Here is a 12588-nt window from a genome sequence, read left to right on the forward strand (position 1 = left end):
AAATATAGAATTTATTTGTTGCACACGATAAATTATCCTTCTATTTCTCGCTGAAACGGTACTGTCCTTTAAAAGGGCGGCAATACCGTTTCTATGTGGTTGATGTTTAGGAGTGCTGCGCAGAGAGACGGGCCCCACGCTTCAGAACCAGTAACATTTATAAGTAAATCCTGCAAAAAGTGCAACAATGCTGCCCGGCACAAGTGGTCTATGCTGAAATCCTGCACGAATTGCAACAAATCCTGTGCTAACTTGCTCTAAACGCCGGAATTTGTGCAAATAATGCAACAATTGGAGCTTAGCCAGTACTATTTTTTAAGGAATCCTGCAAATAATGCAACAATACTGCTCCTTACAAGCTGCCAGTGAGAGAAGGCACCAGTATCTTTCACCCTTAGAGTTCTATTAGTTGGTCTGTCTCAGCGGTTTACTATGCGTCTTAAGCGCTGTAGCACGGATTATAAAAATATTAGTACCTCTGTTAATACTTTGATGTTTTACTTCAATTGCCTTGATACATATCATTTTTAGCCAGATCCAAAGCTACTAAGATTTTGATCTGAAACGTTTTACTAAGTCCCTTCATCCAATGTTCAATTGGATACACATCGACTAACGGAGTAACTGTGTTATCATAACGATCCAGTTCAATCTTAATAACTGAATGAGTATCCACAAGGAAGCTAATTATATCCTCACCCTGGTCGGGGATCCAAGATAAAACGTATGCTGTTTTCATTGCCGGGAATGTTTTTCTAATAATGTTCAAAAACCTGCGCCTGGACATATCATTGAACAAATGAAATTTCGAGGCTATTAATTCTTCTCTATATGCTTGTTCAGTCAAAGTCCCTTTAAGTTTCATAACCTTCCTACTTTCCTGAGAAGCCTAACCCTTAGCGAATACGGCTAATTAATAATTACCTTTTATTCAATAGAGCCACCAAATTTTCCTGCCCGTTGGCTTATAGAAACTTATTTTCTTTTGACAGTACATCCTTCCTTGTACATCCTTAAGCGAATGCGTATAATATTTTTGTTAGGGTTTTGTTATTGTTGTTTGCTGGATTAGTTATGTAATTTGAACCAGGGAGAAGGCCGCATGAGAACAGCACGCAATACCAACTGGTGGTCTTATATTGAGGATATGTCCATGGAGCGCAAGCTGTTCCTGGTATTTCTGGTCATTATTACGCTCCCGCTGTCATTCATCAGTGTGATCAGCTTCAGGAGCTATTCGGAATCCATCCAGGCGAACACAATCGCCTATTCCGAGAAGCTGATTGATCAAATGATGGATTCCATCGATGATTACATAGAAGATATGAAACGGATCTCTTCAATGCCCGCCTACGTCAATGAGATTAAGCAGAATCTGATCCGTTCGAACCGTTATTATGAGCAAAAGCAGATGATGGAAGGCAAGCAGGACACGGCTCAGGTGGCCCCCGGCGATTTGGATCTCCTGTTGTCCATTCAGCGGGGCATCGAAGAGAATATTTCATTTATTAACAATATTAAGCGGGGAACCAATTCGGTCTATATTTTTGATGCCTACGGGAATGGTTATTATTCTGCCAAGGATGGGGGCATTCGGCTAGATCTGCAGCAAAGCTACAGGTTCTGGAGTGAGCAGGTAAAGGGCTCCGGCGGAGAAGCGACCCTGCTGGGAACACAGGCGTATACAAGCAATTTGCAGAGTACCCGTTATGCCTTTACGGTGGTGCGTCCCATTCTGGACGGGCTATGGAAACCAGCCGGCTTGATCGCAGTGGAGGCTAACTTCAGTAATCTGGAGAATCAGGTGGCGGAGCTGGACAAGGTGACCCGGGGGAAGTCCATCCTTGTGGATCAGTCGGGCAAAGTCATCTATGACAGTGAGCAGAAGCTGCTCACTGTGGATATTTCCCGGTCCTCCTTATTCCGTGCTGCGGAAGGGAGCTCCGGGAGCTTTTATGACACCGTATCCGGCAAGGACCGGCTTAATATCTATTCGAGTTCAACCAAGACGAACTGGAAGGTGATTATTTCCATACCGGTGGACGAATTGACCCGTGGAGTGAAGCTGACCCGTAATGCGACTATAGGCGCTACTCTAATCATCATTGTGCTGGCCCTGATCATCTCGATCATTCTGTCATTTGCCCTGACCAAGCCGCTGACCCAAATGATCCAGCTTATGAAAAAAGTGCAGGGCGGCGATCTTGATGTGACCTTCCGCATTAAACGCCGTGACGAGATTGGTCTCCTGGGGCATCAATTCAACCGTATGCTGGCCCGCATTCGTCAATTGATCCAGGATATTTACCAGATTGAAGAACAGAAGAAGGAGGCGGAGCTGCAGGCGCTTCAGAGCCAGATCAACCCGCATTTTATCTACAATACGCTTGAAACCATCCGGATGACGGCAGAGATTAATGATGATGTGGAAGCCGCTGACATGATCTCTATCCTGGGGAAGCTGCTCCGCTACAGTACCAGTGACTTGACCGGCTGGGCAACGATGAAGCAGGAGCTGCTGTATGTGCGCAACTATGTGGAGCTGCTGGGCAGCCGGTATCCCGGCAGATTTGAGCTGAAGATTGACGTTCCCGAGGCGCTTGACAACTATTCCATGATTAAGCTGGTTTTTCAGCCGATTATTGAGAATGCTGCGTATCACGGGCTGGATGATACCAAGTCCCGGATGCATCTGAGCATCAAGTGTGAGTATACAGAGCAGAGGCTGCTGTTCCATATCCGTGATGACGGCTGCGGAATGGATCAGGTTACGCTGGATAAGCTGAGGGAGAGACTTCGGCTTGCAGCTCCTCCGAAGAAGAGCATTAATGGAGGGATTGGCATGGCAAATGTGCACCAACGCCTTCAGCTTCATTATGGTCCGGCCTATGGGATTGAGGTGTTCAGCAAGCCGGGCGCGGGTACGGATGTAATCTTGTCATTACCGCTGCCGGGGCGTGCCGCCGGGAATGGAAGGGAAGATCCTTTTAAGGAGGAATGAGCTTGAGACGGATGATTGTATGCTTTCCGGTGTATGTTGTGCTGCTGCTCCTGCTGGCAAGCGGCTGTAACAGCCGGAGTAGTAGAGGGCCGGCATCGGTCCCGGCAGCTTCTGCCGGAGAGGAAGCGCCTTCCGGACTGTCCGGAACCATCGTGATGCTGACGAACCGGATTGACCTGATTGAGAATGGGACCTTCAAGGACTACGCGGATGAATTCAGGAAGCGGTACCCTGAGGCGCATGTGGAATTCGAGGGGTTGTCCAGCTATGCGACGGATATCCTGGTTCGCTTGTCCACCAAGGATACAGGGGATGTTCTGTTGCTGCCGGTCAATTTGCCTGCGAAGGAGCTGGAGCTTTTCTTCGAGCCTTTGAGCGGTGAGCTGGCGGCGCAGGAGCGATTCACAACTTTTGCTACCTTTGGCGGCAAGCGATACGGTCTGTCTACAGGTACAACTACGAGCGGAATCGTCTACAACAAGAAGGCTTTTGAGCAGGCGGGAATTGAGCAGGTGCCGCAGACGCTGGATGAGTTCTACGCGGCCTGTGCCAAGCTGAAGCAGGCGGGCATCATCCCGCTGTATATGAATTACGGGGCAGTCTGGCCGCTGCGGGAGTGGGGTGATAATCTGGTTAATTATATGACGGGTAACCCTGATTATTTGAATGATATGGTCCATGAGGACAGTCCCTGGCAGATCGGTAACGAATGGGGGCAGGCTCTGGGAATTGCCAGGACGATGATGGCCAAGGGCTATGTCGAGGAACAGCTATTCTCCAACAGCTGGGAGATCTCCAAAGCCAGACTGGCTAAAGGCGAAGCAGGCATGTATCTCCAGGGGAACTGGACCATCCGGCAGATTATGGATGCAGGCGCTTCACCTGAGGACATCGGCTTCTTTCCTTTTCCCTATGATAATCACCCGGTCCACTATGCTGCGCTCAATCCCGACTGGTTCATGGGGGTCAGCAAGTACAGCCGCAATAAAGAGCTTGCGATGGCTTGGCTAGAGTATTTCATTACAGAAACGTCGTATGCGAGAGACTGGGGGTTTCTTCCGCCGAAGGGTACGGACGAGCCTGCCTTACAGCAATACAGCGAGTTCCTCTCCTATCATCCGAAGCTGGTTGAGGCTACGGTGCAGACGGATGCGTTCATCGATCTGGCGAACCGGACGAAGCTGAGCTTCTGGTCGGGCGATTATATTCAGGATGTGCTCGCGGCACCGGACTTGCAGAAGTCCTTTGACCAGTTGAATGCGAAATGGAAGGAAGCGCGTATGAGTCAGCAGTCTGCTCCGTAACCACCGGGGGCTGCGCAGCAAGCAAGATCAAATTCTGGAGGTAGTGTTGTGGCCAAAAAAGTAACGATGCAAAAAATAGCCGATCATCTTGGGGTCTCCAAGTTCGTCGTATCCAAATCGCTCTCCGGCAAGGACGGGGTCAATGAGACCACCCGGGAGCGGGTCATTCAAGCCGCCTCTCAGCTGGGATATTTCACTCAAAAAAACGCCTATGTGCAAAGTCCCAAGCGCCGTTCGCTGACAGGAGAGCAAGACCGAAATAAGCAGTCCGTGCTGGTGTTGATGCCCAATATCCGCTCTCAGACCCAAGATTCACTATACTGGGGCAAAATCGTCGATGGCATTGCGCTGGCGCTGGATCAGGAGGGGCTGGGCATGGTAATCATTTCAGAGCACCGGGCTGATAATTTCGTTAATGTCCTCAATCCTGACGGTCTGCTCGGTCTGATCGGAGTAGGGCAGATTTCCACCTCACTGCTGCTCGAAGTGCACCGGATCGGGCTTCCGCTGGTCATGATCGATCATGAGGATGCTTTGATTCCATGTGATACTGTATTTGCGAATAACATCGATTCCATGACCCGGCTCGTCAATCATCTGATAGGCACCGGACATACTCTATTTCACTTTATCGGCAATATCCGTTACTCCCGCAGCTTCCGTGACCGCTGGATCGGGTTCCGCAGCGCCTTGGAGGAGAATCATCTGAAGGTCCCGGCCATAGGTGACGAACTGCTGCTGGAGGGAATGGATGACCAAATGCTCCGCGACGAATTCAGACGCTGGATTGCCACCCGGAAAGAATCGGATACCCTGCCTACGGCAATTGTGTGTGCGAACGACTTTACAGCCCTTGACGTCAGTGAAGTGCTGCGGGAAGCCGGGCTTAGTATTCCCGCTGATATATCCGTCACTGGCTTTGACAATATCGAGGATTCCCTGCGGGGGGTTACTCCGCTTACAACCGTTCATGTGCCTAAGGAAGCTATGGGCCGTGCAGCTGTAGAGAAGCTGCTGAACCGCATCCAGAATCCCGCAGCACCGCTGGAGAAAATTCTGATCTCCGCAGATATCGTCCACCGGGACTCTGTAGGCAAACCCCGGGCTTGAAGCAGCAAAATAACCCCACAATGTGGAGCTTTAGCTTAAATATAAGAATTTATATGTTGCACACGATAACTTATCCTTCTATTTTTCGCTAAAACGGTACCGTCCTCAAAGGACGGTACCGTTTTAGCTTGTTTGCGTTATTTCAATTGTAAATTCCGGTCAATCAAAGCGATACGCTGCTGTACGCAAGCATAGGAACGAAGAGGATCTTCAGGAGTATTCATGACATAATCGAGCAGTTGGTCTACAGTGGTGACGGCTACATGGATACGGGTATCGGAGGAAGCGTAGTAGATGAATACCTCTCCGTTGTCACGGGCGATTACACCATTGCAGAAGACAACATTGGATACATCACCGACGCGCTCTTCGCCGTCTGGCGCAATGAAATGTCCCCCTGGGGCATGAGTCACACGGTTAGGCTCTTCAAGGTCAGACAAGAAGGCATACAGCACATAGCGCAGGCCGGCAGCCGTATTGCGGACGCCATGAGCGATGTGCAGCCAGCCGAGCGGTGTTTTGATCGGGGCCGGCCCTTGACCGTTCTTCACTTCTTTGATGGTATGGTAGTAGCGCTGGTCTATAATCGTCTCACGGGTGATAACAGCGTTCTCAATCTGCTCCGATAAGCCCCAGCCGATACCGCCGCCGGAACCGGCGTCGATGAACCCGTCCTGCGGGCGTGTGTAGAAGGCATATTTGCCGTCAACGAATTCTGGATGCAGGACCACGTTGCGCTGTTGGGCGGAGCCGGTCTTAAGATCGGCGAGGCGCTCCCAGGTCTTGAGATCCTTGGTACGGGCAATGCCGCACTGCGCAACCGCGCTGGACAAATCGCCAGGGGCAGCGTCCGGGTCCTTACGTTCGGTGCAGAACAGGCCGTAGATCCAGCCATCCTCATGTTGCACCAGGCGCATATCATAGACGTTGATATCCGGGTCTGCGGTCTCAGGAAGCACTACGGGGTGATCCCAGAAGCGGAAGCCGTCCACACCGCTGCTGCTCTCGGCAACGGCGAAGAAGGATTTGCGGTCATTGCCTTCCACCCGGGCAACGATGTAGAATTTGCCGTTCAGTTCAATGGCGCCTGGATTGAATACGCCGTTAACTCCGATTCTCTCTGCGAAATACGGGTTGCTCTCCTCATTGAAGTCGTAACGCCAGATCAGGGGGGCGTGCTCCGCAGTGAGCAGGGGATACTTGTAGCGGTCATAAATACCGTTGCCGTATGGCTGCTTTTCATTGGGGCGAGTGATGAGTGCCTCATAGCGTTCCGTTAACGTCTGCTTGCGTTGTTCAAAGATTGTGCTCATTGAATAGTCTCCTCTACATGTGATGGTTCGCCAAGCCGTCTAATCAGCTCGAAGCAGGCCCGGCTGTTATGATAGGGGCATTTCCAGGCACTGACCTTCGGTGCATGGGCCAGTGGCTGGAGTGATGCATCCACACCCCAGTGCCATTCGCCCAGCTTATGGTCAATAATATATTTCTCTGTGAAGCTCCATGAGTTCTCAGCGGCTTCCAGGAACCGCAGTTCTCCGGTTAACTGATATGCATTGTAGAATCCGACCATGGCCTCAGCCTGCGGCCACCAGTCTCTGGACTCGTGGGATTTGTCAATGAAGCCTCTTAGATCTGCCTCATTCCAGATTCCGCCGTCCGGCGCTACTCCCTCAGTTAGTGCAGCTTCGGCCATCGACAGGGATACCTTGCGCACGCGTTCAAGCAGGGCTTCGTCTCCGAGTACTTCTGCAGCTTCATAGAGCAGCCAGCTCCCCTCTATGTCATGGCCGAAGGAGATATGCTCTGACTTCACCTGCCATTCTTCATCCATGAACAAATGGAAGTGCTTTCCATTCGAATCCAGGATATGCTCCAGCATGATTTCGATCAGCTCAGCGAGCTTGCTTCTGAGTGTCTCTGACTTCCATACCCGGTACAAGCCGGTGTACCCTTCCAGTACATGCAGATGTGTATTCATGGATTTTTTCTCATTCATATCCTTCGCACTCAGACTTAGGGAATCGGTCATCTCCCACTCCCGCGATAAAGCTTCAATATACCCTTTGTGAAGAGGGTCATAACCGTACTTCTCAATCAAATGGAACAATTGGGTGGCTTGGCGCAGGACGTCGTCCCGGCCGGTGGCATGATAGTACTCAGCCAAGGCGTAGATGACAAAAGCGAGTCCATAGATTTGTTTCTTGGGCTGGGAAGCAGATCCGTGTTCATCTACCAACCAGAAGAAGCCGCCGAATTCAGAATCTGTGAAATGCTGAATGAGGTAATCATAGGCACGGTCGGCCATAGCCAGATAATCTGCGGTTCTGTACACGCTGTAAGCACTTGCAAATGTCCAGAGAATCCGTGCATTCAGTACAAGGCTTTTGTCCGCACCGGGCAACACCTGCAGCTGATTGTCCATTTCACCGATAAAGCCGCCATGAGTATCATCCAGGGCATGCTTCATCCAGAAGCCCAGAATATTGTCTTTCAGCTCTGCTTCCAGCCGGGTGCGCCATACTTCGGTTGCATTGTTCATATTTGTTCTGTTCACTCCTTATTAGTGCTTGCTGGTGTTGGAGTTATTTTTTATAATTGTTATTGTTATATTAGTATATAATAATAACGATATATAACCATGTTATAACCCTTTTCGGCCGGGAATTCAAGCGGGAATTGGATCAAGTCAATTGAAGACTATAAAAGTGGATAGGGGCACATTTTCTAATGGTTATGCAGGGACTATAATTATATTGATAGCGCTATCATCAGAGATGAAACGACGGGGGCGATAGGGTGGTAATCCGGATCATGATTGCAGATGATGAGGAAGTGATCCGCCGCGGGCTGGAGAAGATCGCTTCCAGAATGGATGTGGAGGTCAGGGTAATCGGCTCGTACGGCAACGGGCTTGAGGCCTGGAACCATCTGCAGGAGCTAAGCCTGGAGGAGATTGATCTTCTTATTACAGATATCAAGATGCCGAGAATGGATGGATTCCAGCTGATTGAAGAGGCGAGAGGACATCTTAAGCAGCTGCCTATAGCAGTGCTGAGCGGCTTCAGTGAATTCGACTACGCCCGTAAGGCCATGCGCTTCGGTGTACTTGATTATCTGCTGAAGCCCATTGATAAGGCACAATTATATGATCTGCTCAAAAGTGTAGAAGCGACCCGGCAGACGCCTGCAGCTGCTCCCTCCGATGAAGTGCCGAATCAGCCTTCCGAAGGCGGGGAGCATTATGTAGTAGAGCAGATGAAGAGCATTCTTGAGCAGGATTACGGTCTTAATTTCGAGCTTGAGCGGCTGGCTGAGGCCGTGGGAATGAATGCGAGTTATATCAGCAGGCTGTTCAAGCATAAGACAGGGCAGACCATTACCGACTACTTGATCGGCATCCGCATTGCGGAGGCCAAAAAGATGCTTCTCCATCATCCGGACCTGAAGAATTATGAGATTGCTGACAAAGTCGGCTACAGCGATCCGGTGTACTTCAATAAGCTGTTCAAGAAAATGTGCGGCATGACGCCTAAGGAGTATAAAAGCCGTTACAGATCATAATCTTGCGTCGCACTTTACAGGAAAAGAGCCCGTTGGCACTACCATTTCACTTCTTCAGGAAGTGTCAGGGTAGTGTTTTTTCGCGGTTGTGCAGATGTTTTGTTTTTGCTGTCACTATATTTTAAATAACAAAAATAACAAATATAAGACCAGAAAAAGCAATTGAAACCATCGTTTAAAGGGAAAGTAAGGTCTATAATTGCAATGAAAGCGATAACAACAAAGGATTCAAGATGAATTCAGGACAATTTAGGTTCTGTTTAGTAGGGAAATCAAATTTGTTGTTATTGTTTTGTTATTTTACTTATCTGTTCTAAATGAAGAGAGGGGTCAGAAATATGATGAAAAAAACCAAAGCAGTTACCGGGTTGGCAGCGCTGACACTGATGGCCGGATTGTTCTCCGGCTGTGCATCTGACAACAATAATGCCACTAATGCGGCAGCAACCAAAGCAGGCGGGAACACAGGCACCGCAGCGGAGGCAACAGCCGCTCCAGAGGGAGATGCCGCCAAGGATATAAAGGGTGATATTACGGTTATTACACAGCGGACGGATATTGTGGATACCGTGTTCAAAGACTACGCCGCCAAGTTCAATGAGAAATATCCGGATGTCAAAGTGAATTTTGAAGCCTTGTCGAACTACGAGGATCAGATTAAAATCCGCATGAGCACCAGTGATTACGGAGATGTTCTGCTCCTGCCTACCAGCGTAGCGATCAAAGACCTGCCGGATTTCTTCGAGCCGCTGGGTAAAAAGTCTGACCTGGAGCAGCAATATACAGGCCTCGAAGAGCGGACGGTAGACGGGATTTCCTACGGCATTCCGATTACGGTTAATTTCTCCGGCGTGATCTATAACAAGCAGGTCTTCAAGGATGCCGGAGTGACCGAGGTTCCAAGAACCTTGGACCAGTTCTCCGCCGCACTGAAGAGCATTAAGGAGAAGACGGATGCCGTTCCTCTCTACACGAACTATGCTGCGGGCTGGACGCTGACCCAGTGGGAAGCGGATCTGGCAACCGTTGCCGGAGACCGGGAATATGTCAACATCGGTCAGGTGGCCTCCGACGATAACTTCGTTCCAGGCCAGCCGCACTATGAGCTCTACAAAGTGATGTACGATGCAGCCAAAAACGGTCTGATTGAAGAAGACCCGACTACAACCGACTGGGAATCCTCCAAGGCAGATCTGGCGAACGGCAAAATCGGTACGATGATGCTTGGCTCCTGGGCCATCGGTCAGATCAAAGGACTGGCAGCGAACCCGGATGATGTAGGCTTCATGCCATTCCCGACCAATGCCGGCAAGATCCTGGTTCCGCTGTCTGACGACTATAATCTGGGGGTTAGCATTCACAGCAAAAATAAAGAAGCGGCCAGAGCATGGGTGGACTGGTTCATTAATGAATCCGGTTATCCGACTACTGAAGGCGGAGGCATGAGCCCGGTAAAGGGAGCCGAGCTGCCTGAAATCCTCAAACAATTTGCAGGTACAGACATCACCTTCGACACACTTGCTCCAGCCAAAGCCGGTGAAGAGGGCTGGGTGGATGCCATTGATAAAGAGGCTGAGATCGGTCTGTGGCAGCCTGACTTCAAGAAGGTAATCATTGAAGCGGCAATTGGCAACCGGAAGCAATCCTATGATGACATTATGAAAGAACTAAATGATAAATGGAAAACAGCCAGAGCCAAAATTGTGACTGCCAAGTAGATTAAAGATCAAAAGAAAGGGGAGATGCCGGTAACGGCATAATCCCCTTCACTTTTGCAGGGATAGAAGCGGAATGAAGAGCAGTAAGTTTTCAGGAGGTGTGGAGAGTGCCCAAATTGTCTAACATGAGCTATAAAAATCAACGGATTCTAATCATCTTTTTATTTTCGCTAGTACCCGTAGTTCTGCTGTTGACGTTCTCCTATTTACCTGTCTTTAAAATGTTTCAGTACAGCTTCACCAGCTGGAACGGGCTAAGCAAAAATATGGAGTACATCGGCTTCGACAACTACAAGACGATCTTCACCAAGCCGGAGTACTTCGCCGTGTTCAAGGTCAGCTTGTACTACTTTTTTGCCACCTTTGTCCAGATGGGCCTGGCCCTTTATTTTGCCACGATTCTGAGCTTCAATGTCCGGATGAAGAACTGGTTCAAGGGGATTCTGTTCTTTCCGACCTTGCTGAACGGTGTGGCCATCGGGTTCATCTTTCTGTTCTTCTTCAAGCCGGAAGGCACCCTTAATACGATTCTTGATCTGCTCGGCCTCGGGGCGCTGCAGCAGAAATGGCTTCTGAATCCGCAGCTGATTAATATCTCGCTTGCTTTTGCCTCGGTATGGCGTTACATGGGGATGAACTTTATTATCTTCCTTGGCGCAATCTCCTCGATTGGCAGCGATATCTATGAAGCCTCTGAGATAGATGGGGCTAACCGCTGGCATCAGTTCCGGCATATTATCATTCCAAGCATCAAGCGTATCCTCCAGCTCAATCTGATCCTCGCAGTCAGCGGGGCGATCGGTGTTTTTGAGATTCCGTACGTCATGACCGGCGGCTCCAACGGCAGCGGCACTTTTGTCATCCAGACCGTCGATGTGGCCTTCAAATACAGCAAGCTGGGGCTGGCTTCGGCAATGGCTGTGATCCTGCTTGGTATTGTGGTGCTGGTCACCATCCTGCAGCGCATTCTGATCAAGGAGGAGAAATAGAGCGATGCATACCTTCAAATACAACCTGGCCGCTGTGTTGAAATATATCTCCCTGGTGCTGGGCGCGCTGATGGCATTGATACCGATTGTGGTGGTCTTCTTCGCTTCCCTGAAAACCAATGCGGAGTACGCCTCAACCGGTCCCCTAACTCTGCCGGAGAACTGGCTGAATTTCGCCAACTATACTAAAGCCTTCGTAGATGGGAACATGCTGCTCGGCTTCATGAACACGCTTATTATCGTCCTTATTTCCATTGCGGGCGCTACGCTTACCGGTTCGATGATGGCTTACATTCTGGCCCGCTTTAAATTCAGAGGCAGCAAGGCGCTGATGGGGGCTTTTCTGCTGGCTACGCTGATTCCCGGAGTAACGACGCAAGTGGCAACTTTTCAGATCATCAATGCCCTGGACTTGTTCAATACCCGCTGGGCGCCGATTCTGATGTATCTGGGGACGGATATTATCGCTGTCTATATCTTCATGCAGTTCCTGGACTCGATCTCTGAATCGCTGGATGAATCGGCAATGCTGGATGGCGCCTCCTACTGGACGATCTACTGGAGAATCATTCTTCCACTTCTGAGTCCGGCCATTGTGACGGTGATCATCGTGAAGGGCGTTAATATCTACAATGATTTCTACACCCCGTTCCTGTATATGCCCAAAAGCAGCCTGCAGGTCGTGTCCACCGCACTGTTCAAATTCAAAGGGCCTTACGGCTCCCAGTGGGAAGTCATCTGCGCCGCAATTATGATCGCCATCATTCCGACGCTGATCGCGTTCGTAGCACTGCAGAAATACATCTATAACGGCTTCGCCCAAGGGTCTGTCAAATAAAGCGGCAAGCCGGGGAGCAACACACTATCGCAGCGGCTGCTGCAACTATTATTGGAGGGATTGT

The 12588-nt window shown here is 49.8% G+C and carries 10 protein-coding genes; 7 read left to right on the plus strand and 3 right to left on the minus strand.

Annotated elements, in window-relative coordinates; all coding sequences use genetic code 11:
• Positions 1 to 502: 502 nt before the first annotated feature.
• Complete coding sequence (locus NYE24_RS29065) at positions 503 to 847, minus strand: hypothetical protein (protein ID WP_342477262.1); 345 nt, start codon at positions 845 to 847, stop codon at positions 503 to 505.
• A 255-nt stretch (positions 848 to 1102) separates the two neighbouring features.
• Here NYE24_RS29065 and NYE24_RS29070 point away from each other — a divergent pair, with 255 nt between their 5' ends.
• The 3 genes from NYE24_RS29070 to NYE24_RS29080 are packed head-to-tail and all read left to right on the plus strand — an operon-like array spanning position 1103 to position 5415.
• Entirely contained in the window at positions 1103 to 3001 is a 1899-nt protein-coding gene (locus tag NYE24_RS29070) for a sensor histidine kinase (protein WP_076161430.1), read from the plus strand.
• Between the two features lie 11 nt (positions 3002 to 3012).
• Positions 3013 to 4305 (plus strand): ABC transporter substrate-binding protein, encoded by a 1293-nt coding sequence (locus NYE24_RS29075; RefSeq protein ID WP_235218474.1) that lies wholly within the window; start codon positions 3013 to 3015, stop codon positions 4303 to 4305.
• 48 nt (positions 4306 to 4353) lie between these two features.
• The gene (locus NYE24_RS29080; RefSeq protein ID WP_341029603.1) at positions 4354 to 5415 is read left to right on the plus strand and encodes a LacI family DNA-binding transcriptional regulator; all 1062 of its coding nucleotides are present in this window, start codon (positions 4354 to 4356) and stop codon (positions 5413 to 5415) included.
• A 137-nt stretch (positions 5416 to 5552) separates the two neighbouring features.
• On the opposite strand, the gene NYE24_RS29085 is transcribed toward NYE24_RS29080, so the two are convergent.
• Positions 5553 to 6728, minus strand: a complete 1176-nt coding sequence (locus NYE24_RS29085) for a glycosidase (protein WP_341029605.1) — start codon at positions 6726 to 6728, stop codon at positions 5553 to 5555.
• Positions 6725 to 7957: an AGE family epimerase/isomerase gene (locus NYE24_RS29090; protein ID WP_341029607.1), complete on the minus strand. Its 1233-nt coding sequence runs from the start codon at positions 7955 to 7957 to the stop codon at positions 6725 to 6727. Before NYE24_RS29090 ends, NYE24_RS29085 begins: the two co-directional genes overlap by 4 nt.
• 257 nt (positions 7958 to 8214) lie before the next feature.
• Here NYE24_RS29090 and NYE24_RS29095 point away from each other — a divergent pair, with 257 nt between their 5' ends.
• From NYE24_RS29095 to NYE24_RS29110, 4 genes are all read left to right on the plus strand, one after another.
• Complete coding sequence (locus tag NYE24_RS29095) at positions 8215 to 8979, plus strand: response regulator (protein WP_341029609.1); 765 nt, start codon at positions 8215 to 8217, stop codon at positions 8977 to 8979.
• Positions 8980 to 9320: 341 nt separating this feature from the next.
• Complete coding sequence (locus tag NYE24_RS29100; RefSeq protein ID WP_342479323.1) at positions 9321 to 10697, plus strand: extracellular solute-binding protein; 1377 nt, start codon at positions 9321 to 9323, stop codon at positions 10695 to 10697.
• A 107-nt stretch (positions 10698 to 10804) separates the two neighbouring features.
• On the plus strand, positions 10805 to 11686 hold the full coding sequence (locus NYE24_RS29105; RefSeq protein ID WP_036696627.1) for a sugar ABC transporter permease: 882 nt from the start codon (positions 10805 to 10807) through the stop codon (positions 11684 to 11686).
• A gap of 4 nt (positions 11687 to 11690) precedes the next feature.
• Positions 11691 to 12524 (plus strand): carbohydrate ABC transporter permease, encoded by an 834-nt coding sequence (locus NYE24_RS29110; protein WP_036696629.1) that lies wholly within the window; start codon positions 11691 to 11693, stop codon positions 12522 to 12524.
• Positions 12525 to 12588 lie beyond the last annotated feature (64 nt).

Source organism: Paenibacillus sp. FSL H7-0350, from assembly GCF_038593195.1.
Lineage (GTDB): Bacteria > Bacillota > Bacilli > Paenibacillales > Paenibacillaceae > Paenibacillus_AQ.